The sequence below is a fragment of the Mesorhizobium sp. M0016 genome (assembly GCF_040324035.1).
In the GTDB taxonomy this organism is placed as follows: domain Bacteria; phylum Pseudomonadota; class Alphaproteobacteria; order Rhizobiales; family Rhizobiaceae; genus Mesorhizobium.
Genome location: NZ_JAMYVM010000011.1, coordinates 184,791 through 207,042 on the forward strand (window position 1 = coordinate 184,791; position 22,252 = coordinate 207,042).

18 protein-coding genes are annotated in these 22,252 nt (G+C 63.6%); 9 read left to right on the top strand and 9 right to left on the bottom strand.

Features of this window, described 5'->3' with window-relative positions; all coding sequences use genetic code 11:
• Positions 1–66: 66 nt before the first annotated feature.
• The 6 genes from NKJ88_RS17965 to NKJ88_RS17990 form a co-directional block, all read right to left on the bottom strand.
• Positions 67–648 carry a CarD family transcriptional regulator gene (locus tag NKJ88_RS17965; RefSeq protein WP_023673664.1) on the bottom strand — a complete coding sequence of 194 codons (582 nt, stop codon included), beginning with the start codon at positions 646–648 and terminating at the stop codon, positions 67–69.
• Between the two features lie 425 nt (positions 649–1,073).
• Positions 1,074–1,412 carry a ferredoxin FdxA gene (gene fdxA, locus NKJ88_RS17970; protein ID WP_013529180.1) on the bottom strand — a complete coding sequence of 113 codons (339 nt, stop codon included), beginning with the start codon at positions 1,410–1,412 and terminating at the stop codon, positions 1,074–1,076.
• Positions 1,413–1,665: 253 nt separating this feature from the next.
• Complete coding sequence (locus NKJ88_RS17975; protein WP_023748301.1) at positions 1,666–2,052, bottom strand: RNA-binding S4 domain-containing protein; 387 nt, start codon at positions 2,050–2,052, stop codon at positions 1,666–1,668.
• Between the two features lie 75 nt (positions 2,053–2,127).
• Positions 2,128–5,691: a helicase-related protein gene (locus NKJ88_RS17980; protein WP_352444940.1), complete on the bottom strand. Its 3,564-nt coding sequence runs from the start codon at positions 5,689–5,691 to the stop codon at positions 2,128–2,130.
• 695 nt (positions 5,692–6,386) lie between these two features.
• Complete coding sequence (gene phbB, locus NKJ88_RS17985) at positions 6,387–7,112, bottom strand: acetoacetyl-CoA reductase (RefSeq protein WP_023698448.1); 726 nt, start codon at positions 7,110–7,112, stop codon at positions 6,387–6,389.
• Positions 7,113–7,241: 129 nt separating this feature from the next.
• Positions 7,242–8,426, bottom strand: a complete 1,185-nt coding sequence (locus NKJ88_RS17990) for an acetyl-CoA C-acetyltransferase (RefSeq protein WP_352444920.1) — start codon at positions 8,424–8,426, stop codon at positions 7,242–7,244.
• A gap of 302 nt (positions 8,427–8,728) precedes the next feature.
• Here NKJ88_RS17990 and phaR point away from each other — a divergent pair, with 302 nt between their 5' ends.
• Positions 8,729–9,343 carry a polyhydroxyalkanoate synthesis repressor PhaR gene (phaR, locus tag NKJ88_RS17995; protein ID WP_023685813.1) on the top strand — a complete coding sequence of 205 codons (615 nt, stop codon included), beginning with the start codon at positions 8,729–8,731 and terminating at the stop codon, positions 9,341–9,343.
• Positions 9,344–9,388: 45 nt separating this feature from the next.
• Here phaR and NKJ88_RS18000 read toward each other — a convergent pair whose 3' ends face one another.
• A complete protein-coding gene (locus tag NKJ88_RS18000) occupies positions 9,389–9,844 on the bottom strand; it encodes a GNAT family N-acetyltransferase (protein ID WP_352444922.1) in 456 nt (151 codons plus the stop codon).
• 50 nt (positions 9,845–9,894) lie between these two features.
• On the bottom strand, positions 9,895–10,314 hold the full coding sequence (locus NKJ88_RS18005) for a rhodanese-like domain-containing protein (protein WP_352444924.1): 420 nt from the start codon (positions 10,312–10,314) through the stop codon (positions 9,895–9,897).
• Positions 10,315–10,403: 89 nt separating this feature from the next.
• On the opposite strand from NKJ88_RS18005, the gene ftrA reads away from it, so the two are divergent.
• Positions 10,404–11,396 (top strand): transcriptional regulator FtrA, encoded by a 993-nt coding sequence (gene ftrA, locus NKJ88_RS18010; protein ID WP_502904754.1) that lies wholly within the window; start codon positions 10,404–10,406, stop codon positions 11,394–11,396.
• Here ftrA and NKJ88_RS18015 read toward each other — a convergent pair.
• Positions 11,393–12,532, bottom strand: a complete 1,140-nt coding sequence (locus tag NKJ88_RS18015; RefSeq protein ID WP_352444926.1) for a citrate/2-methylcitrate synthase — start codon at positions 12,530–12,532, stop codon at positions 11,393–11,395. The two genes, ftrA and NKJ88_RS18015, sit on opposite strands and share 4 nt — an antisense overlap.
• Positions 12,533–12,625: 93 nt before the next feature.
• On the opposite strand from NKJ88_RS18015, the gene NKJ88_RS18020 reads away from it, so the two are divergent.
• The 7 genes from NKJ88_RS18020 (at position 12,626) to NKJ88_RS18050 (ending at position 22,128) form a co-directional block, all read left to right on the top strand.
• A complete protein-coding gene (locus NKJ88_RS18020) occupies positions 12,626–13,714 on the top strand; it encodes a citrate synthase/methylcitrate synthase (RefSeq protein ID WP_023731815.1) in 1,089 nt (362 codons plus the stop codon).
• A 201-nt stretch (positions 13,715–13,915) separates the two neighbouring features.
• Positions 13,916–15,046 carry a patatin-like phospholipase family protein gene (locus NKJ88_RS18025; RefSeq protein WP_352444928.1) on the top strand — a complete coding sequence of 377 codons (1,131 nt, stop codon included), beginning with the start codon at positions 13,916–13,918 and terminating at the stop codon, positions 15,044–15,046.
• Positions 15,047–15,554: 508 nt separating this feature from the next.
• The gene (locus tag NKJ88_RS18030; protein WP_352444930.1) at positions 15,555–16,733 is read left to right on the top strand and encodes an efflux RND transporter periplasmic adaptor subunit; all 1,179 of its coding nucleotides are present in this window, start codon (positions 15,555–15,557) and stop codon (positions 16,731–16,733) included.
• A 65-nt stretch (positions 16,734–16,798) separates the two neighbouring features.
• Entirely contained in the window at positions 16,799–19,969 is a 3,171-nt protein-coding gene (locus tag NKJ88_RS18035; RefSeq protein WP_352444932.1) for an efflux RND transporter permease subunit, read from the top strand.
• Positions 19,970–20,065: 96 nt separating this feature from the next.
• The gene (locus NKJ88_RS18040) at positions 20,066–20,224 is read left to right on the top strand and encodes a DUF3309 family protein (RefSeq protein ID WP_023702789.1); all 159 of its coding nucleotides are present in this window, start codon (positions 20,066–20,068) and stop codon (positions 20,222–20,224) included.
• A gap of 348 nt (positions 20,225–20,572) precedes the next feature.
• Positions 20,573–20,989 carry a DOPA 4,5-dioxygenase family protein gene (locus NKJ88_RS18045; protein WP_023712827.1) on the top strand — a complete coding sequence of 139 codons (417 nt, stop codon included), beginning with the start codon at positions 20,573–20,575 and terminating at the stop codon, positions 20,987–20,989.
• Between the two features lie 530 nt (positions 20,990–21,519).
• A complete protein-coding gene (locus NKJ88_RS18050; RefSeq protein WP_023752870.1) occupies positions 21,520–22,128 on the top strand; it encodes a hypothetical protein in 609 nt (202 codons plus the stop codon).
• Positions 22,129–22,252: the final 124 nt, after the last annotated feature.

Here is a 22,252-nt window from a genome sequence, read left to right on the forward strand (position 1 = left end):
AAGGGGAGGGTAAAAACAAAAACCCGGCACAAGGCCGGGTTTTCATGAATTCGACGGTGAAAGCGATCAGGCAGCTTCTTCCTGCTCGGCTTCCTCATTGTCGGCCTTGGCGCCGCGCTTCGGGCCCTTGTTGAGGTTGACCTCGATCAGGCGCACGGCTTCGGTTTCCGACATGCGGTTGACTGCCGCGATCTCGCGCGCCATGCGGTCGAGTGCCGCCTCATAGAGCTGACGCTCGGAATAGGACTGTTCCGGCTGGTTGTCGGCACGGTAGAGGTCGCGCACGACTTCCGAGATCGAGATCAGGTCGCCCGAATTGATCTTGGCATCATACTCCTGCGCACGGCGCGACCACATGGTGCGCTTGACGCGGGCGCGGCCCTGCACGACCTTCAGCGCGCGCTCGACATAATCCTCTTCCGACAGCTTGCGCATGCCGATGGAGGTCGCCTTGGCGACCGGAACCTTCAGGCGCATCTTGTCCTTCTGGAAGTCGATGACGAACAGTTCCAGCTTGTGGCCCGCAACTTCCTGCTCGTCGATCGAGACGATCTGGCCGACGCCGTGTGCCGGATAGACGATGTACTCGCCGGTCTTGAAACCGTGGCGTGCCGAGGTGGACTTCTTCTGCGGGGTGATCGTTGCCATTACGCCCTGAACTCCTTGTTGTGGCACCGGCGGCCTGCCGGTCCGAACGCATGCGACCGGGGACACCGATCGTTAGCCGCACAACAGATGAACCCATCGGAAAAGCCGGGGCCGGCAAACCGCATACATAGCGACTGCCTGGCCCAGATCGCTCTGGTCCGATTGGGGATTTCACCTTTCAGTGATTTGGGGCGCTTGCGCCATAAATCGACGTTGTGTCACCGGCATGTTTCAACTGGTGTAGCACAAAAAGTCGGAAGAATCAAGGTTTTGCTGCAAACGCGAAGGTGGAGCGCCATCGCCGCCTGTCAAGGCAGTTAATGTATGATGCGCGTTACGCAGCGTTATGACGATCCAATAGGCCGCACTTTTTTGCTTTGCGCATCACCCTTTCCGAAATCGATTCCGATTTCAGGGTCATGCGCTCAGTCGCCTTCGCCGGGCTCGGCGGAGAAATATTTCTCGAACTTGCCGGCCTCGCCGTCGAAGCTCTTGGCATCTGCCGGAGGCTCCTTCTTGGCGGTGATGTTGGGCCATTTCTCGGCGTATTCGGTGTTGACCTGCAGCCATTTGTCGAGGCCCGGCTCGGTGTCGGGCTTGATTGCATCGGCCGGGCATTCCGGTTCGCAGACGCCGCAGTCGATGCACTCGTCGGGATGTATGACAAGCATGTTCTCGCCCTCGTAGAAGCAGTCGACCGGACAGACCTCGATGCAGTCCATGTACTTGCATTTGATGCAGTTGTCGGTCACGACATAGGTCATTGGTCGGCTCCGGGACGTCCCGTTCTTGCTAGAGCGACGTGCGTCCACTTGGACGCATAAAGTACGCTCTGACACTTTGAATCTGCGCATCGTGCCTTCCGAAAAATCGATTTCCGATTTTCGGGCCGATGCGGCGGCTTTTTTGGTGAGGTAACGCCTTTGCCTGCCGCTTGCAAGGGCAGCCATTGCAGGCGGGGCCCGCGTGTCCGGAATGAAATTCCAGACCGCCGGCATGGCGCAGACAGCCAAGGCTTCAGTCTTCGCCGAACAGCCGGTCGGTTTGCCTGCGCTCTTTCTTGGTCGGCCGGCCGCTGCCGGCGTCGCGCAGCGCCGGAATGGCATCGGCAACAGCCTCGCCTTTTGGGACCGGCGGCGGGGACATGTCCTCGTAGAGCGTGCGCGCTTCCTCGGCCGGACCGCGCCGCACGCCGGTGCCAAGCACCTTCCAAACGAAGATGCGGCGCTCGTGCGTAATGGTCAAAACGTCGCCAGGCTTGACCAGATCGGAGGCCTGCGCTGCTTTGTCGCTGTTGATGCGGACGCGTCCGGCGACGACCAGCTTGGCCGCCAGCGAGCGCGATTTTATCGCGCGCGAAAAGAACAGCCACTTGTCGATGCGCTGACGACCTTCAGCAACCATCGCAGCGAGTTATCTCTTGTTGGAGCATGATCTTGTCCGAAAACCGGTTCCACTTTTCGGGATCATGCTCAGAGCCTACTTCTTCAGCTGGTCGCGCAAGGCGGCGAGCTTGGCGAAGGGCGAGTCCGGATCGAAGCGCGCCGGGCGTTCCTCGCGTGGCTTGGCCTGGAAAGCCGGCTTGGCGCCTTGCGGTCCGCCTTTGCCTTCCGGCCTGCCGCCTTTCCAGTCGGGCCGGCCCTCGCGCGGACGCTCGCCTTGCGGCTTGCCGTCGCGGCGCTGTTCGCCCTCGGCCTGCGGCTTGGGCTTGAACTTCGAACGGTCGAAGCGTGGCTTGGCGGCACCGTCGCGCTGGTCGCGCCGGCCTTGGTAGGCCGGCCGCTCGCCCGTTGCGGGCTGTCCGCCGGCAGCGTCGGCCGGCGCGTCGGCGCGGGCAGCCTTGCCGTTACGCGGGCGATTGTCCCGGCCTTGACGAGGGCGCGGGCGCTGCTCGAAACGACCCTGCCGCCACAGCAAGATGGGCTTTGGCGCTTCGGCCTCGGCGCTTCCACCCTCCCCCTCGTGGGGAGGGTCGGCGCGCAGCGCCGGGGTGGGGGCAGCGCCGGCGTCGGTGGTTGCGCCTGAAGCGTCTGCTGTGTCTGCACCTGCTTCGTCAACGCTGTCACCCCCACCCGCGTCGCTTCGCGCCGCGACCTCCCCCATCGAGGGGGAGGTAAGGGCGTCGGCGTTTTCGGCGACGGTGGCGTCGGTGCTTTCGGGGACGGTGTCGTCAGCTTCTGCAACAGCCGGAGCTTCTTCCGTGATTTCTATGGGGGCTTCGACTTGGGGAGCTTCGACCTGTTCTTCCGCGACGGGCTCTGCCGTTGCTTCCGCGATGGCTGGAGCTTCGGCGGTGGCTTCAACGGCCGCAGTTGGCTCCGAACCCTCGGGAGGTGCGCCATGAGCGTCCGCAGCAACAGCCTCCGCTGCGGCTTCGGCGACGGGCTGCTCAGCCGCAGGCTCAGCGGCGGCAACCGCATCCGGCTCCGATCCAACGGCCGGCGCTTCAGCGACGGCTTCACTTGCAGCGGCTTTCGCCGCCTTGGCCTGTTCAGCTTTTGCAGCCGCGTCCGCAGCCAGCTTGGCGGCAGCCGCTTCCCGTGCCGCGTTGTCCTGTGCTTCCAGCCGCGCCTTGACCTCTGCCGGCGGCTTCGGCTCGGCGCGGTAGCCGAGGCCTTTCAGGATCTCTTCCATGTCGTCGGCGGTGGCGCCGAGGATGGACATCATCGGCGGCGTCACCATGAAGGACTGGCCGTCATAGGCGCCGTCCGGGCGCTGTCCCAGACCGGGCTTCCAGTTGGTCGCAGGCCGGATCAGGTCGGCCAGCCGTTCCAGAATGTCGATGCGCACGGCGCGGCGGCCGAGATTGCGGTAGCCGGCAAGCTTGTAGAAGCTCTTGTCGAAAGCAGGATCGATGACCACCGAGGTGCGGCCGGAGGCCAGCGCGTGCACCACGTCGCCAAAGCCGGGCTTGTCCTTGCCGTCGTTCTTCAGCGCCCACAAAAGCGTGATCAGTCCGGCGGGCGCCGGCTTGATCAGCGCCGGCACGAAGACGTGGTAGGCGCCGAAGCGCACACCGAGCCGGCGCAAGGCGGCGCGACCCTCCTGGTCGAGCGACTTCATTTCCTCGGCGATGTCGCGGCGGTTGATGAGGCCGAAATGCTCGACGAGCTGGAAGGCGATGCCACGGCCGATGCCGGCGATCTGCTCGGCATTCTTCAAGTCGACCAGCGGCTTCAGCAAGGATTCGATCTGGAAATTGACGAAGCGCTCGGCGCGCGCGGCGACCTTGTCGCGGGCGGGACCGGTCAACTGCTCGTCGGCCAAAAGCACCAGGCGCGGCTTCAGCGCGTCCTCGCCGGCAACCAGCGTGCCGATCGGCGCGCCGATCCAGCGCAGCGTGCCGTCGGAGCCGAGCGCAAGGTCGCCATTGGCGCAGGCGCCGAAGCGTTCGGCACGTGCCTCGAACTCGGCGGCCAGCGCTTTTTGCGCTGCCGTACGCACGGCCTTGGCGTCTTCGCCGCCGGCGCTCTGATCGGCGGTGAAGCGGAACCCTTGCAACTCGCCGACATGATGGCCTTCGACAAGGACGGTTCCGGTAGGACTGATTTCGGCTTCAGGCATTGTATTTTCTCTAAGGCGCCGCATGAGGACGGAAGTCCTGCGGTCTACAAACCGTTTCGTCAACCGCTCATGCAGCGCATCCGACAATCTGTCTTCGATTTCGCGCGTCTTTTCCCGCCAGTGTGCCTGATCGGCCAGCCAGCCCGGCCGGTTGGACACGAATGTCCAGGTGCGGATCTGCGCAATGCGGTGCGACAGCGTGTCGATGTCCCCCTCGGTCGTATCGGCGCGGCGCACCTGCTCGGCCATGTAGTTCTCGTCGACATGGCCGTGTTTGGCGAGGTCGGTGTAGATAGAAGCGATCAGGTCGGAGTGCTGGGCCGGCGCGATCTTGCGGTAGTCCGGCAACGCGCAGGCTTCCCACAGCAGCGCGACGCGCTTGGCATTGGTAGCCAGCGCGCGGATGTCCTCGTCGCGGGAGAGATGTTCGAGCGCCTGGGCATCGACCGCCGGCAGCGCCCGCGTCAGGCCTTCGACCGGCGCGTTGGTTTCGATCGAGCGCTTCAGCGCGTCGAGGCTGGCGAAGTCGAAATGCGCGGTGCGCCATTGCAGCACCTTCACCGGATCGAACTCGTGCCCCTCGATGCGCTTGACCAGTTCCTCGTCCAGCGGATCGACCTGGCCGGTGACGCCGAAGGTGCCGTCGCGCAGATGCCGGCCGGCGCGGCCGGCGATCTGGCCGAGCTCGGCCGCCGTCAGGTTGCGGTACTGGTAGCCGTCGAATTTGCGGTTCTGGGCGAAGGCGACATGATCGAGATCAAGGTTGAGGCCCATGCCGATGGCGTCGGTGGCGACGAGATAGTCGACGTCGCCTGCCTGGAACATTGCCACCTGGGCGTTGCGGGTGCGGGGCGACAGCGCGCCGAGCACGACCGCCGCTCCTCCTTGCTGGCGGCGGATCAGCTCAGCGATGGCATAGACCTCGTCGGCGGAGAAGGCGACGATGGCCGTACGCCGCGGCAGGCGGGTCAATTTCTTCGAACCGGCATAGGCCAGGTGCGACAGGCGAGGGCGCGTCACCACCGAGACGCCTCTCAGCAGCTTTTGCAGGATGCCATGCATGGTGGCCGCGCCGAGCAGCAGCGTTTCCTGGCGGCCGCGTAGGTGCAGGATACGGTCGGTGAAGATGTGGCCGCGCTCGAGGTCGCCGGCGAGCTGCACCTCGTCGATGGCGACGAAGGCAACGTCGGTCTCGCGCGGCATGGCTTCGACGGTGCAGACCGAATATTTCGCGCCGGGCGGCTGGATTTTTTCCTCGCCGGTGATGAGCGCCACCTTGTGGGCGCCGACCTTTTCGCAGACGCGGGCATAGACCTCGCGCGCCAGAAGGCGGAGCGGCAGGCCGATAATGCCGCTCTCATGCGCCACCATGCGCTCGATGGCGAGATGGGTCTTGCCGGTGTTGGTCGGACCCAGCACGGCAGTCACGTCGCGGCCCGACAGGATCAGCGGCTCGGTGTGTTTCGGCTGGATGTTCATCGGCCTGGAGATGAGGCTTTCTGCATCGTGTTGTCGGGAGCGCGCCTCGCGTGGCGCGTATGACAGGCGACACATAGGGATTTCAGGCGCGAAGCGAAAGCGGAATGTTCCGGCCGGCAATCCCACGGTTCGTCTTTGAGGTCTCAATTAACAGTTGGAACGAGTCTGGAACGAATCGGCGACGAATCAGTGACTCCGGTAGATTCAGCTTTTGTTCACGGCTACATGTGGATTTTGCGAGCCTGAGTCTCACCATATGATGAATCGCGGAAACTGGCCCGATTCCTGCAAGGCGACCATTGGCGTTAACCTTTGCCGGCGGGGCATCGTCGTGATCCGATACGCCTCGGCCAACATTATGAAATTGTTGAATTTTCTTAATCGGCCTTAACCATTTGCCGGTGATTTTCGGCCTTGGTCGTTAACGTTGCGCTCAAAGCCGGAACGAATCGGCTATGAATCAGCGATGGTGGGATTTTCCTGGTTTGTTCACCCCAACATGTTGTGTTATCCACAGCTTGTCCACCGAGAATTCACAGCTTGCGAACCGGGTTTTGCACAGGGCGCCTGGAAATCGTTAATCTTTGCGTGCCGGAACGGGTCATTGTCTAGCGCGCAGCCCGGGAACATCGCCGGCCGGCGATGAAAAAAACGGGCCATAAGCCGGCCCGTCCTACCGGGCGAAATGCTGTCGTTCAGGCGAAATACTGGCCGCCATTGGCTGTGATGGTCGAACCGGTGATGAAGCCGGCGTCTTCGGAAGCGAGGAAGACGACGCAACGCGCGATCTCTTCCGGTTCGCCGAGGCGGCCGACCGGAATCTGCGGGATGATGCGTTCATTCAGCACCTTCTCGTCGATCGCCTTGACCATCTCGGTGGCGATGTAGCCGGGGCAGATGACATTGACTGTGATGCCCGCGCGCGCGCCCTCCTGCGCCAGCGCCTTCGAGAAGCCGATGTCGCCGGCCTTTGCGGCGGAATAGTTGACCTGGCCGGCCTGGCCTTTCTGGCCGTTGATGGAGGAGATGGTGATGACGCGGCCGAATTTGCGGTCGCGCATGCCGCCCCACAGCGGATGCGTCATGTTGAAGACGCCAGACAGATTGGTGTCGATGACTTCCTTCCACTGCTCGCGCGTCAGCTTGTGGAACATGGCGTCACGGGTAATGCCGGCATTGTTGACCAGCACCGAGACCGGGCCGAGATCGGCCTCGACCTGTTTGATTCCGGCGGCACAGGCGTCGTAGTCGGCGACCGACCATTTGTAGGCCTTGATGCCGGTTTGTGCGCTGAACTTCCCCGCTGCCTCGTCATTGCCGGCATAGTTGGCTGCAACGGTGTAACCGGCATTCTTCAGGCCGATCGATATGGCGGCGCCGATGCCGCGCGATCCACCGGTGACGAGCGCTACTTTGGTCATTGAAAGTTCTTCCTCCCTTTGGTCGGAAGAAGGGAATAGGGAATAGGGAGTAGCGAGTAGGGATCGATATCCCGCCGCGCTGCTCCTTCTTCCCCATTCACTACTCCCTATTCACTACTCACTTCTCTTTCACAGCGCTTCCACGCACAGAGCGACGCCCATGCCGCCGCCGATGCACAGCGTGGCAAGGCCCTTCTTGGCGCCGCGGCGGCGCATCTCGAAAACCAGCGTGTTGAAGACGCGGGCGCCCGACGCGCCGATCGGATGGCCGATGGCGATGGCGCCGCCATTGACGTTGACGATCGACGTATCCCAGCCCATGCCCTTGTTGACGGCGCAGGCCTGCGCGGCGAAGGCTTCATTGGCCTCGACAAGGTCGAGGTCCTTGACCGACCAGCCGGCCTTCTCGAGCGCCCGCTTCGAGGCGGGAATAGGTCCGGTGCCCATGATCGCCGGATCGACGCCGGCCGTCGCCCAGGATGCGATGCGCACCAGCGGGGTGATGCCGCGCCTTGTGGCTTCAGCCTCGCTCATCAGCAGCGCGCCGGCGGCGCCGTCATTGATGCCCGACGCGTTGGCGGCGGTCACGGTGCCGTCCTTGTCGAAAGCCGGCTTCAGCTTGGACATGGCGTCGATGGTGGCGCCGTGGCGGATGTACTCGTCCTGGTCGACGACAGTGTCGCCTTTCCTGCCCTTGATCGTGAAGGCGACGATCTCGTCCTTGAACTTGCCGGCCTTCTGCGCGGCCTCGGCCTTGTTTTGCGAGGCCAGCGCAAACTGGTCCTGGTCGTCGCGGGTGATCTGGAACTGGCGGGCGACGTTCTCGGCGGTGTTGCCCATGTGGTAGCCGTTGAAGGCGTCCCACAACCCGTCCTTGATCATGGTGTCGATCATCTTGTAGTCGCCCATCTTGACGCCGGCGCGCAGGTGCTCGGCGTGCGGCGACAGCGACATCGATTCCTGGCCGCCGGCGATGATCACAGTGGCGTCGCCGGCGGCGATCTGCTGCATGCCGAGCGCGATGGCGCGCAGGCCAGAGCCGCAAACCTGGTTGAGCCCCCAGGCGGTGGTCTCCTTGGGCAGGCCGGCATTGATCGACGCCTGGCGGGCGGGGTTCTGGCCCTGCGCGGCGGTCAGCACCTGGCCGAGAATGACCTCGTCGACTTCACCCGGCTCGACGCCGGCGCGCGCCAAAAGCTCCCTGACGACGACGGCGCCAAGTTCATGCGCCGGGGTGGCGGCGAAGGCGCCGTTGAAAGAGCCGACAGCCGTGCGTGCGGCGCTGGCAACGACGATTGAATTGGAAGCGGACATTTTTCTCTCCAGACTTCGAGGTGTCGTGTTCTTGGGGGCTTGTTGGGACTTTTCTTGCCCGTTCCACACCCCAAGTCAAACCGGAAATGGGCATGCCGGCCAAGCGCCGCAAGCAGGGCGTGAGCGGCCGGCGGGATCGCCCAACGTTTGCTGCGCAGCATAATTGGCCGGCCATGCAGCAATAAATGATGCCGCACTGCACAAAGCGCTTGGAATTATAGAGCTTTTGCGCATATCCTTAAAAATGGCGCAATCGTTACCGGCGGCTTACTCAGGCGCGCCGGTGTCCCGGGAGGATGCTGATGGCCGCGAAAGACGACCCTATCATTATCAAGAAATATGCCAATCGCCGGCTCTACAATACCGGCACCAGCACCTATGTGACGCTCGAGGATCTGGCCGAGATGGTCAAGAAGGGCGAGGAGTTCACCGTCCAGGACGCCAAGACCGGTGACGACATTACCCATCCGGTGCTGACGCAGATCATCTTCGAACTGGAGAACAAGGATGGGCAGAACATGCTGCCGATCCCGTTCCTGCGCCAGCTGATCGCTTTCTATGGCGACCAGATGCAGCAGATCGTGCCGAGCTTCCTCGAACAGTCGATGATGGCCTTCTCCAAGGAGCAGGAGCGGTTCCGCGAGCAGATGAAGGGCGCGATCGGCAAGTCGCCGCTGGATGTGATGAAGATCGCCACGCCGATCAAGGCGCTGGAAGAGCAGACACGCCGCAACATGGAAATGTTCCAGAACGCGATGCGCCTGTTCACGCCCTTCCCGACCGCCGCCACAAATGCTGCGGCCGCGGCTGCACCCGAGCCGGCCCGCAAGGACGTCCCGGAAAAGAGCGGCGACGACCTTCAGGAACTGAAGCAACAGATCGCCGCCATGCAGCGCAAGCTCGATACGATGTCGTAAGCGACCGCCGCATGGTCGACCGCCCTCAGTTGGTCGAGGCGGCCGTCACGGGTCGATTTTCAGCTGCCACGGTTCCCAGATATCGTCGGGCTGGCCGTCGAGCGAGCGGTAGAAGGCTTTGGCCGGCGAGTTGGATTTCAGCACCGTCCATTTGATGGCGGAGGCGCCAATGCTCAAAGCGTGTTGGCGAAGCTGTTCAACAAGCGCATGGCCGACCCCCATCCCGCGCGTCGCTTCAGTGACGTAGAGTTCCTTCAGCCAGACAACCGGCTTCAGGTCGTAGGTCCAGGGGATGAGGTAGTGGACGGCGATGCCGACGATCACGCCCTCTCGCTCCGCCACCAACACGCCGAACCGGGGCGATGGTCCCAGCCCGTGCTCGAGGAGGTTCGCTTCGGTGACGCGAAGCTTGTCGTCATAACCCTCGAAGACAGCTAGCGCCCGCATGAGGGCGAGCACCGCACCGACATCCTGGCGCTCGAATGGACGAATTCTAACCATGGCCTTCTGCATGCTTGCCCAGTCTTCAAGGCCGACCATTTCGCGTGGCCTCACGCGTGCAAGACACCGGGCTCCTTGCCTGAAGCGAAAGGAAGGTCCTCGTCCTGCCAACCGGTTATGCCGCCGATCATGATCTTCACGGGACGACCGAGGCTGGCCAGCTTGAAGGCCGCCTGATCCGCGCCATTGCAATGCGGTCCCGCGCAATAGACGACGAACAGCGTCTTTTCGGGCCATTGCACCATCCGCCCGGCCGATATTTCGCGGTGCGGCAGATGCAGCGCGCCCGGCACATGGCGGCTTCCATAGGCTTCCGGCGACCCGACCACATGCAGGAGAACAAAGTCCGGCTCCCCGGCACGCAGTGCGGCGGCGACGTCGGAACAGTCGGTCTCGACGGAAAGCCGGCGCAGAAAATGGTCGCGGGCGATATCCGGCGATGCCGCCGGAATGTCTGTCACGTGGCTCATCCTCGTATCTCCATTGCTGATGCGACGGAGAGATAAGACAGGAAGCAGGGCGATTGCAGCTGGCAGCTTTGCCATATATCGTCAAGATCATGCCATCCTCTGCCAATCCGCGCCCTGCCAACTCTCTTGTCGTTGCCGTTGCCTATGACGGGCTGTGCACGTTCGAGTTTGGCGTGGCGGTTGAGATCTTCGCCTTGCCCCGGCCGGAAATGGGTGAGGATTGGTACCGTTTTGCCGTTGCCGGGATCGATGGCGGTGAAATGCGCGCGCTGGGCGGCGTGCGTATTGTTGCCGACGGCGGGATCGATCTGATCGGCCAGGCCGGCACGGTGATCGTACCGGGATGGCGCGGAACGGAGGCTCCGGTGCCGCCGGCGCTGATCGAGGCGCTTCGAAAGGCACACGAGCGCGGCTCTCGCATTCTTTCGATCTGTTCGGGCGTGTTCGTGCTTGCCGCCGCCGGCCTGCTTGCGGGCAAAAGAGCGACCACGCATTGGCGCTACAGCGAGAAGCTGACGGAGATGTACCCCGACATCACCGTGATTCCGGACGTTTTGTACATCGATGAGGGCAATGTGCTGACATCGGCAGGCAGTGCCGCGGGCATCGACCTCTGCCTGCATCTGGTTCGGCGCGACTTCGGCACCAAGGCTGCAAACATGGTGGCGCGCCGTCTGGTCGTGCCGCCACATCGCGACGGCGGCCAGGCGCAGTATGTCGAGAGTTCCGTTCCCGAGCCACATGAGCGCAGCCGGCTTGGACCGTTGATCGACAGGATGCGCGCCGATATTTCTGCCGACTATCCCGTCGCCATCTTGGCCGAGCTTGCCGGGATGAGCGAGCGGACATTCCTGCGCCGGTTCGCGGCCGCGACCGGCGTCACGCCGGCGCGCTGGCTGCTGTCGGAACGGCTTTCGCGGGCGCGCACGCTACTGGAAGACACCGCCATGCCGATCGAACGGATTGCCGAGACCGCCGGCTTTGGCGCGGCAGGCACGCTGCGGCATCATTTTCGTCAGCAGTTCGCCACGACGCCCGTCGCGTACCGTGCGCGGTTCGGGAACACGGCCAGGTCGGCTTAAGTCACGCGTCCCTCATAGCGGCCACGCGGCCTGATGATGCTGCCGCTCGCAATCTGTTCGACCATATGCGCGGCCCAGCCGACGCTGCGTCCAAGCGCGAACAAACTGAACGGTGCATCGCGCGGCAAGCCAAGGCCGCGCGTTAGTGCGGCCAGGGCGAAGTCGATGTTGGGCTGGGCACCGGCCGCCGCCATGGCGCCTTTTTGCAGCTGTTGCAGCGTCTCGTCGACAGGGATGACTTCCAGAAGTGCGGTGGCACGGGGATCGCCGTCGGGATAGAGCGGATGGCCGAACGCCGGCAAGGGCCGATCATGGCCGAGCCAGCGCCGGATCGCCGCATCCGCGCCGTGGGCTGCTGCATCTTCAGCCAGTTGCATCACCGCTTCGCCGGCGCCACCGTGGCGCGGACCGGACAGCGTTGCCAGGCCGGCCAGCAGGCATGCGGCAGGCGAGGCGCCTGTGGACGCTGCGACGCGGGCGGCGAAGGTCGATGCGTTGAGTTCATGATCGGCGAGCAGGACGAGGGCGCAGCGGATCGCTTCCGCGCCGGCATCATCCACCGACCAGCCCTGCGCCAGGCGCTTATGGACGGGCGCTGTGCCGGTTTCGGCGCCCAGCGACTGCGCCAGCGCTCCGACTGTGCGCGCGGCCTCGGTGCACAGCGAGGCGGCGCTGCGTCCTAGCGAAGGCCGCCCGTGGCCTGCAAGCATGGCAAGCTGCGCAAAGGCCGAGGCGCGGCCGACTGGATGAGGCGCTTCAGATGACGGAGCTTTGAAAGCCACCGGTTCAGGCGAGGCCCAGAGCACAGCAGCGGTTTCCTCCAGCGTCGCCGCTTTGGAGAGCGCAACGGCGTCTTGCCCTCGATAGATCAGTCGACCGTGCAGCACAGTCGAAATCGCGGTGACAATCGAGGGTTCGCCCCAGGCAATCGCACTTTCGGCGATGGCCGACGGACTGCGGCCGCGCGCCCGGCGGGTCGCCAGTGCGGCGATGTCGTCGGCGCGGTACTGGCTGCGGCGCGGGTCGCTCTCATCCGGCCGCATGCCGATGCGGCCACGGCTGACATAGGCGTAGAGCGTCTGCGGCCGGACCTTGAGCCTTTCCAGCGCCTCTTCCCGCGACAGCCATTCGGACATTTTTAGCTCACATATTGATTATATTGATCAAGATTGATCGAGGCGCAGCCCAACCCTTATCTCCCATGCAGAAAAGCTGCAAGGAGATGAGATATGGCGAACGGGCTCGATGATGTGGTGGCGGCGGAGACCGTGCTCTCCGATGTCGATGGCCTTGGCGGCCGCCTGACGATCCGCGGTCATTCGCTGCCGGAATTGGCGGGACGCTGGCGCTATGCGCAAGTGGTTCGCCTGTTGCTCGACGGCTTCTTCGACGGCCTTCCCGGCGATGCCGAACTGGCAGCGAGGCTGGGCAAGGCTCGCGTCGAGGTGTTCGAGCGGCTTGCGCCCTCGCTGCCGCTGCTCGCACCGCTTGAGATCTATAGCGCCATGCGCGCCGGCATGGCGCTGCTGCCGGATGGCGAGACGCTGACGGACGCCTTGCGGCTGATCGCGGCGCCCGCCGTGCTGACGCCGGCTCTGCTGCGGCTGGCGCGCGGCGAGCAGCCGACCGCACCTGACGCTAAGGCCGATCATGCCGCCGACATGCTGAGGATGCTCGAGGGATCCGTCCCGTCGCCGGCGCTGGCAAGGGCACTCGACACCTATCTGGTGACCGTGTGCGATCACGGCCTCAACGCCTCGACCTTTGCCACCCGCGTCGTCGCATCGACGCTGGCAGGGCTGACATCGTCGGTGCTGGCCGGGCTCGGCGCGCTCAAGGGGCCGCTGCACGGCGGCGCGCCCGGCCCGGTGATCGAGATGCTCGATGCAATCCAGGCGCATGGCGACGCGGCCGGTTGGCTGCGCGAGAAGGTCGCGCATGGCGAGCGCATCATGGGTTTCGGCCATCGTATCTACCGCGTGCGCGATCCGCGCGCCGATGTACTGAAAGCCGTCGTGCGGCAGCTCGGCAGCGAGGGTGAAGCCGGCCGCCGCCTGGCCTTCGCCGAACAGGTCGAGCACACGGCGCTCGAAGTGCTGCGGATCGCCAAGCCGCAGCGCTCGCTGCAGACCAATGTCGAGTTTTACACAGCGCTTGTGCTTGAGGCGGCTGGCTTTCCGCCACAGGCGTTCAGCAATGTCTTTGCCGCCGGACGTGTCGCCGGCTGGATCGCGCATGCGCGCGAACAGCAGACGACGGGGCGGCTGATCCGTCCACAGTCGCGCTATGTCGGGCCGGTGCCGGACCTCGTGGCCTGAGGCCCGCCTGTTTCGGTGGAGCAGCCCCTTCAAAGCGGGGCTTTCTTCATGACCGAAATTTCATGTGATCACGCGACCGTGTTCGTGTTCTTGCCTTCGTCATCCCTTATATGCTGCGCTGCAACATAAGTCCGCTGCAGTCGAACCCTCCCGATTCCCGGGCGGGTTGTGGCAGCAGCGACCAAACCGAACAGGAACGCCATGACCAAAAACGGCAAGGCGGAGGAAACGAAAAAGATCAACATTGCGCTGCAGGGAGGCGGCTCGCACGGGGCTTTCTCCTGGGGCGTACTCGACCGGCTGCTGGAGCATGGCAGGCTCGACATTTCAGCCGTGTCCGGCACCAGCGCCGGCGCGATGAATGCGGTGGCGCTGGCCGATGGTTTTGTGCGCGGCGGCGTCGAGGGTGCACGGCAAAAGCTCGACGATTTCTGGCGCGCGGTGGCGGCCAAGGGCCGCTTCAGCCCGGTGCAGCGCATGCCGTGGGACGTCGCCTGGGGCAACTGGTCGATCGAGAACACGCCCGGCTATTTCTTCTTCGACACCATGTCCCGAGTGTTTTCGCCCTATGTCGCCAATCCGCTGGGCTTGAACCCGCTGCGCGACGTGGTCGAGCAGGAGATCGATTTCAAAAATGTTCACGCCTGCAAGTCAATGGAGCTGTTCATTTCGGCGACCAATGTCGAGACCGGCCAGCTGCGCGTCTTTTCCGATGGCGAGATCGACCTCGACACGGTGATGGCCTCGGCCTGCCTGCCGCAATTGTTCCGCGCCGTCGAGATCAAGGGCGTGCCCTATTGGGATGGCGGCTATGGCGGCAATCCGGCGCTGTTCCCGTTCTTCAAGACGGCGGCGACCGAGGATGTGCTTTTGGTGCAGATCAATCCGGTGGTGCGCGAAGGCACGCCGAAAAGCGCCAACGAAATCCAGAACCGCATCGACGAGATCACCTTCAATGCCGGGCTGCTGAACGAATTCCGCTCGATCGCCTTCGTCAAGGAACTGATCGCCGCCGGCCGGCTGCCGCCTGGCGAATACCGCGACATCCGCATGCACCGCATCGATGCCGACGAAGCGTTCAAGGATCTGTCGGCGTCATCCAAGGTCAACGCCGAATGGGCTTTTTTGACCTATTTGCGCGACCTTGGCCGCATAGCGGCGAGCGACTGGCTGGAGGAGAATTACGACGCCGTCGGCAAGCGGCCGACGCTCGATCTTTCCGGCGAACTCGATGACGGCTTCAAACCGGTGCGCGGGCCGGCACCGGGACGGCGGGTGAAGGAATTTCTCGCCGCCCGCAAGAAGCCGGACGCGGAACGCCGGCGGGCCTGAGTCCGCCCGGATCGATCAAGACGATCAGCGAAGTGTTCGGCAAATCGGAGTAGCGCCGATGACTTTCCGTCCCGGAACAACCGTTGCGTGTGACGGTATACAAAATCATACTGACGCCTGCTGCCATTCACTGAGTGGCTACGCAGGTCGCGCCCACATTTGAGCGTCAAGGCACAGGGGGGTGTCAGTGCTCAAAACGCCTTGAAAACAAAGCGCCTCCAACATCCGTATGGTTCCGAGACTGTGGTTCCGCCGCCTGACGGGGCGCCGATAAAACCGTTTTCGTTGGCCACACTACATCGCCTGGCACAATGTTCCTGCAACTTTTCGACTGTATTGCGATGCAACTTTGATGTAGAAGCGCGGCTTCGCCGTTCACGGCAAATTGAACACGGCCTGGCGCGCACCCATATCGGCGACGCGCCCGAGTTGGAAGACACGGTAGCTGTTAGACGACGGACACCCTGTTGGATAACGACTTGGCCGAACCCCGCAGTGGAAAAAAATGATGCCGAAGATCAGGTTTCACAAGCTTGCCGCTATTGTTGTGCTCATCGGCTTCGCGGCCTGGATGGGAACAGGCGCGTTCTCGTCCGTCGGCAGCGCCGCTGTCGAAGGTGCTGGCAAGGCAGGCGATCAGGCCAAGCCGGGCGATCAGGCCAAGGCGCCGGATGCAGCCAAGGCGGCCGAGGCCGAACCGAAGGCGCCGCTGCGCACCGTCGCTGTGGTGACGCCGCCGCGCAAGACCTATGCCCGCGCCATCCGCATTTCCGGGCTGACCGAGGCCGACAAGCGCGCCGTGCTGGCGACGCGCGTCGCCGGCGTCATCGAAAAGCTGCCGGTCAAGCAGGGCGATCACGTCAAGACCGGCGATCTGGTGCTGATGCTTGCGGCGGAAGAAAAGATCTCGATGGTCGACAATGCCAGGCAGCTCGTCGTGCAGCGCCAGGCTGAACTCGACGCATCGCTGCGGCTCATGAAGACCGGCAATCTGCCCAAGCTGCAGCTCGACACGGCGCGTTCGAATCTGACCGCTGCGCAGTCGCAGCTGGAAACGGCGCAGGCCGAACTCGAGCGCAATCTGGTCAAGGCGCCCTTCGACGGCGTCATCGACCGGGTGCCGGTGGAGCTCGGCAGTTCCATCATGCAGGGCGGCGAGGTGGCAACCATCCTCAAGCTCGATCCGGTGATTGCGCGCGGCGAAGTCAGCGAACGCGACCTCGGCTATCTCAAGCTTGGCGACAAGGCCACTGTCCGGCTGGTCAGCGGCCAGACCGTCGAAGGCACCGTGCGCTACATCAGCCGCGACGCCTCGTCGGCCACCCGAACCTTCCGCGTCGAGATCGCCGTCCCCAATGCCGACGGCTCGGTGCCGGCCGGCATGACGGCAGAGATTGCGCTCAGCGCGCAGCCGACCGACGCCGTCATGTTGCCGCGCTCCGTGGTGACGCTGGGCGACAAGGGAGACCTCGGCATCCGCGCCGTCGACAAGGACAACAAGGTGGTATTCTTCCCGATCGACCTCGTTGACGACTCGCCGAAGGGCCTCGTGCTTGGCGGCATTCCCGCCGATGCCCGCGTCATCGTCGCCGGCCAGGAACTCGTGAAGGAAGGCGACGTAGTCAAGCCGGTCGAGGCCGACCAGGCGACCATCCAGAAACTGTTGGGCGAAGCGACAACGCAGTAGCGCCGGGTGGCCCCGGACGGGGGCAACCGGCCGCAATGCGGCTCCTGAAATTTTGAGAACAGGCCATGGATATCGTCAAACTCGCGATCAACAATGCCCGGCTGACCATTGCGGTGCTGGTCTTCCTGCTGCTGGCGGGCTGGGTCGCCTATCAGTCGACGCCGAAGGAAGCGGAACCCGACGTTCCTACCCCTTATGTTTATATAAATGTCGCCTATCAAGGCATCGCGCCCGAAGACGCTGAAAGACTTCTGCTTAGGCCGCTGGAGGCAAAGCTTAAGAGCCTTAAGGGGTTAAAGGAGATGAAATCATCCGCCTATCAGGGCGGCGCCTTTGTCTTCCTTGAGTTTCTGCCGTCTATAAAAGTCGACACCGCGGTGACAGATACACGCTCGAAGGTTCAGGACGCGAAGGCTGACCTGCCCCAAGCGGCAGAAGAACCGGTTGTTACCGAGGTCAACATTTCCGAGTTTCCCGTCCTGGTCGTCACGCTGTCCGGCGATGTGCCCGAGCGTGTGCTTACGGCGGCGGCGCGCGAACTGCGCGACCGCATCGAGGAAGTACCGGGCGTTCTTGAGGGCCCCATACAAGGCGCGCGCGACGATCTTGTCGAAGTCGTCATCGACCCGATGAAGCTGTCCTCCTACGGCCTGCAGCTCGACCAGTTGATCGGCGCGGTCGGCGCTTCCAACAGCCTGGTCGCCGCCGGCAACATCGAGGGTTCGGAAGGCAAATACGCGGTCAAGGTGCCGTCGCTGATCGAGACACCCGAGGATGTCGCGTCCTTGCCGGTGGTCGCCGGCCCCAATGCCGTCGTGCAGGCGAAGGACATCGCCACGGTGCGTTCGACCTTCGCCGACGCCGAGACCATCACCCGCCTCAACGGTAAGCCGGCCATCGCCATCGAAGTCAAGAAGCGCATCGGCGCCAATCTGATCGACACGCTGGCCAAGGTGCGGGAAGTGTCCGACGCCTATGTCAAGACCATGCCGGAAGGCATGAACATCACCTACACGCAGGACAAGTCGGTCTTCGTCAACCAGCTTCTGGGCGATCTGCAGAACCACGTGATGATCGCCGTCATCCTGGTGTTCATCGTCATCCTCTATGCGCTGTCGGGCCGCGCCTCGCTGCTGATCGGGCTTGCCATTCCGTCATCGTTCCTGATCGGCATCCTGCTCTTGGCGATGATGGGCTACACCATCAACATGATCGTGCTGTTCAGCCTTATCCTGGCGGTCGGCATGCTGGTCGACGACGCCATCATCGTCACCGAGTTCGCCGAACGGCGCATGGGCGAAGGCATGCCGAAGGCGGAAGCCTTCACGCTGGCCGCCAAGCGCATGGCCGGTCCGGTCATCGCCGCGACCATGACCCGCATCGCGGCGTTTTCGCCGCTGCTGTTCTGGCCCGGCATCATCGGCGACTTCATGAAATACATGCCGATCACGCTGATCGTCACGCTGTCGGCCTCGATGCTTTATGCGCTGGTGTTCGCGCCGACGCTGGGCGCGCTTTTCGCCAAGGCGCCGGAGCATCACGAGGAACACAATCGCGACGGCTGGTACATGGCGCTGGTCAAGCAGGCGGTGCGCTTCCCCATCACTGTGCTGGTGCTCACAGCCGTGCTGCTCACCGGCGTCGGCTTCGCCTATTCGAAGTATGGCGCCGGCGTCGAGTTCTTCCCCAGCGTCGAGCCCGATTACGGCCTGCTCTATGTGCATGCCCGCGGCAATCTCTCGCTGGCCGAAATGGATACGGCGACCAGGATCGCCGAAAACCGGCTGCTCGGCTGGCCCGGCGTCAAATCGGTCTACACCCGCGTCGGCAAGACGCAAGGCGGCGGCCAGGACGTGCCGGAAGATGTCGTCGGCGTCATCCAGTATGAGTTCATCGACTGGCGCGAGCGCAAATCGGCGAACCATATCCTGGATGAGCTGCGCACCGTCATGGCCGGCATTCCCGGCGTCGATGTCGAGGTGCGCGTGCCGGAGGCCGGTCCTCCCACGGGCAAGGCGGTGCAGCTCCGGCTTTCGGCCATCGATCCCAAAGGGCTCGACGACCAGGCCCGTGCGGTCGCGGCGCGCATCGCCAAGGTGCCCGGTGTCATCGACGTTTCCGACGGCCTGCCGCCGCCCGGCGTGGACTGGGCGCTCGAGGTCGACCGCGCCAAGGCGGCGCAGTACGGCATCAGCCCGACCGCCGTCGGCACCGTGGTGCAATTGGTGACCAATGGGTTGAAGCTGTCCGAGTACCGGCCGGCCGGCGCCGACGATGCCGTCGATATCCGCCTGCGCCTGCCCGAAGACCGGCGCACGCTATCGACGCTCGACGAGCTCCGGGTGCAGACCGCGCAAGGCTCGGTGCCGATCTCGAACTTCGTCGTGCGCAAGCCGGAGCCGACCGTCGGCATCCTCAACCGCATCGACGGCGCCCGCACAGTGGTCGTCCAGGCCAACGTCGCCGCCGGTAACCAGGTTGCGGCGGTGCAGGCGGAGGTGACCAGGGCGGTCACCGACATGAAGCTCGACAGCGGCATACGCTGGAAGCTGGCGGGGTCGAACGAGGACAGCGCCGAAGCCAGCGCCTTCCTCGGCAAGGCCTTCGGCGCGGCGATCTTCCTGATCTTCCTGGTGCTGCTGATGCAGTTCAACAAGTTCACCAGCGTGCTTCTGGTGCTGTCCTGCGTGGTCATGGCGACGATCGGTGTGTTCCTGGGGCTGCTGCTGACCGGCGAAGCCTTCGGCATCGTCATGTCGGGCATCGGCGTCATCGCGCTGGCCGGCGTGGTGGTGAACAACAACATCGTCTTGATCGACACCTATGACCGGCTGCGCGAAGAGGGCTGGGACAAGATGGAGGCGGTGCTGCAGACCTGCCGCGAACGTGCCCGTCCGGTGGTGCTGACGGCGGTCTCGGCCATCCTTGGCGTGCTGCCGATCGCCTTTGGCCTCGGCCTTGAAATCTTCCATCACGAGACGACGATCAACGCGCCGTCGACGCAATGGTGGATTTCGCTGTCCTCGGCCATCGTCTTCGGCCTGTCCTTCGCCACGCTGCTGACGCTGGTGGTGACGCCGTCCATGCTGATGATCTTCACGCGCAGCAAGAACAGCCGCTTCTACGCCTTTTTCCGCCGGCTGTTCGGACGCGACAAGAAGCCGAGTGCGCCCGCAGGGCCAAGACCGGGTCCGCTCGACGAGCCGGCAATCGCCTTCCCCAAAGCCGCGGAATAGCCCAGCTTTCCCCAGGCAGACAAAAGGCCGTCCGGAACAACCGGGCGGCCTTTTGCATTGTCCCCTCGCATCTGAAGAGCAAAGCGAGGGACTCTTATGACCGTCAGCACCATTCTCATCATAGTTCTGATCCTGATCCTGATCGGCGCCGTACCGGCCTGGCCGCATTCGCGCTCCTGGGGTTATGGGCCGTCCGGAATAGTCGGCGTTGTGCTTGTGGTGCTGCTGATCCTGGTGCTGATGGGCAGGGTTTGATCGTGGCAGGAGACCTCTGCGATCAGCGTTTCCTCTCCCGATGAAGCGCTGGCAATAAGCACACGGCGGTGCCAACCCCCACTCCGGCCGCTGCGCGGCCACCTCTCCCCATGTCCATGGGGGAGAGGAAATGCCAAGCTTTTCAAGGCAGCGACCTCGGCGGTTAGCATTTCCTATCCCCCACGAATGTGGGGGTAGAGGTGGCTCGGCGAAGCCGAGACGGAGTGCGGGAGCGCCATATACGATTGGCCCGAAATCGAGATGACGAGCACACGCTGTGCCCCCTTGGCCACCCCGCACCCTTGCGTATACGCTGCCCGCACGACAATCACCGAGGGAGCCATCAAGGTGAACACCGCCAGCCCGCCAAGGCCTCTCGCCGAGATCGCCAGCTATCACGCCCACATCTACTATGACGGGCAAGCCGAGCGGCAGCACGCCGAATGGCTGCGCCTGCGCATCGGCGAACGCTTCCGCGTGCGCCTGGGCAACTGGCGCGACGAGCCGGTCGGCCCGCACGAACAGGCCATGTACCAAGTCTCCTTCGCCACCGAGATTTTCGCCACCCTCGTCCCCTGGCTGATGCTGAACCATGGCGGCCTGAGCATCCTCATCCACCCCAACACCACCAACCCCAAGCGCGACCATCTGGTCGATCCGATCTGGATCGGGCGGCCGCTGGGGGTTCATGGCGAGGTGCTGGGTGAAGAGGATGAAGCGGAAGAGGCGCTGGAGGTGAACACGGAGCCGACGCTGGGGGCGTAGGGAGGCGTTCTGCAAAGTAGAGACTTGGCCTTGGAGACGCGTTCGCCAGTAGCCTAGCTCAGGCATGCATGACAAGCCGCTTTGCCCCTCAAGCCGTATCCTATGCCTTCATCATTGCTTCGTTGAAGGTGCCGAACCAGCGCGGGGCCGTTGGAGCGACGGACCGTCAATTGATGGCAAGGGAGAGTTCTCCTTGGTCGCCGGTACGCCGAGGCGGGGTCGCCGAATAGGCAAAGATTGCAATAGAGGAGGCAGCCGGCACTCGTTCCCGCAGGGTCGGGCGCACCCGTTCGGACGGAGCAACTGGCGCTCCGCACGAGGGACAGGGCAACTCACTGGTGACTGGGTGCGTGCCTGACGAAGCTCTTCGTTTCGGCTGAGATAAATGCTCTCACTTACGGAACATCGCAGGTTCGTCGAAGTTGGAAAGCTACGGAGGACGTGCACATGAACAGTGTAATCTATCTTATCGGCCTTATCGTCGTCGTGCTCGCGGTCCTCTCCTTCCTCGGTTTTCACTAGGTGGCCTCATGCAGCATGAGAAGGATCAGGGCGGACAGCCCACCGAATTCGACAAGGCGCAAAGCGACGTCTCCGAAAGACTTCGCCAGGAAAATGAGCGTGCCAGCGAGTTGCTTCACGACGCGCGGGACGAGGTGACCCGTAAGGCTGGCGACTATGCATCTGAAGCCACGCAGGTCATCTCCGACAAGGCGGAGGAGGCGCAGCGCGACATCGGATCGAGCTTGGCGGCGTTGGGTGGTGCACTGCGAGCGGCCAGCGATCACCTTGCCAGCAACGATGAAAGGAACGCATCGAAGTTCGCTTTGGATGCTGCCAGTGGCCTTGAGCGGCTTTCATCGTCCTTGAAACAGAAGCCCTTTAGCCAAGTCCTTGATGACGTGCAGTCCTTCGGCCGGCAAAATCCCGGTGTCCTGCTTGCGGGATCGGTGTTGGCCGGATTGGCTCTCGGGCGGTTCATCAAGGCTTCTCCGCCGGCAACGCCCGATTCTGAGGCCGCTCCGGGAGGCCTCAGATCACACACCGATCAGCCACAGGGTTGGTCCGCTGATCGTCCACAAGATTTTGGCGTGGTCGGCGATGATGGGGCCACGCAGATCGCGGAGCAGGACAGATGAACAACCAGGACAATCCCAGCCTTGCCGGGCTAGTCACCGATTTGGCCCAGAATGTCACCACTCTGGTGCAAACCGAGGCGAGGCTGTTTCGGGCCGAGCTCTCTGAAAAGCTTACCAAAGCCGG

Bases quoted from the DNA above. Each gene is read 5' to 3' on its own strand.
- NKJ88_RS17965 (WP_023673664.1), bottom strand. From the start codon at position 648: ATGGCAACGATCACCCCGCAGAAGAAGTCCACCTCGGCACGCCACGGT.
- fdxA (WP_013529180.1), bottom strand. From the start codon at position 1,412: ATGACCTATGTCGTGACCGACAACTGCATCAAATGCAAGTACATGGAC.
- NKJ88_RS17975 (WP_023748301.1), bottom strand. From the start codon at position 2,052: ATGGTTGCTGAAGGTCGTCAGCGCATCGACAAGTGGCTGTTCTTTTCG.
- NKJ88_RS17980 (WP_352444940.1), bottom strand. From the start codon at position 5,691: ATGAACATCCAGCCGAAACACACCGAGCCGCTGATCCTGTCGGGCCGC.
- phbB (WP_023698448.1), bottom strand. From the start codon at position 7,112: ATGACCAAAGTAGCGCTCGTCACCGGTGGATCGCGCGGCATCGGCGCC.
- NKJ88_RS17990 (WP_352444920.1), bottom strand. From the start codon at position 8,426: ATGTCCGCTTCCAATTCAATCGTCGTTGCCAGCGCCGCACGCACGGCT.
- phaR (WP_023685813.1), top strand. From the start codon at position 8,729: ATGGCCGCGAAAGACGACCCTATCATTATCAAGAAATATGCCAATCGC.
- NKJ88_RS18000 (WP_352444922.1), bottom strand. From the start codon at position 9,844: ATGGTTAGAATTCGTCCATTCGAGCGCCAGGATGTCGGTGCGGTGCTC.
- NKJ88_RS18005 (WP_352444924.1), bottom strand. From the start codon at position 10,314: ATGAGCCACGTGACAGACATTCCGGCGGCATCGCCGGATATCGCCCGC.
- ftrA (WP_502904754.1), top strand. From the start codon at position 10,404: ATGCCATCCTCTGCCAATCCGCGCCCTGCCAACTCTCTTGTCGTTGCC.
- NKJ88_RS18015 (WP_352444926.1), bottom strand. From the start codon at position 12,532: ATGTCCGAATGGCTGTCGCGGGAAGAGGCGCTGGAAAGGCTCAAGGTC.
- NKJ88_RS18020 (WP_023731815.1), top strand. From the start codon at position 12,626: ATGGCGAACGGGCTCGATGATGTGGTGGCGGCGGAGACCGTGCTCTCC.
- NKJ88_RS18025 (WP_352444928.1), top strand. From the start codon at position 13,916: ATGACCAAAAACGGCAAGGCGGAGGAAACGAAAAAGATCAACATTGCG.
- NKJ88_RS18030 (WP_352444930.1), top strand. From the start codon at position 15,555: ATGCCGAAGATCAGGTTTCACAAGCTTGCCGCTATTGTTGTGCTCATC.
- NKJ88_RS18035 (WP_352444932.1), top strand. From the start codon at position 16,799: ATGGATATCGTCAAACTCGCGATCAACAATGCCCGGCTGACCATTGCG.
- NKJ88_RS18040 (WP_023702789.1), top strand. From the start codon at position 20,066: ATGACCGTCAGCACCATTCTCATCATAGTTCTGATCCTGATCCTGATC.
- NKJ88_RS18050 (WP_023752870.1), top strand. From the start codon at position 21,520: ATGCAGCATGAGAAGGATCAGGGCGGACAGCCCACCGAATTCGACAAG.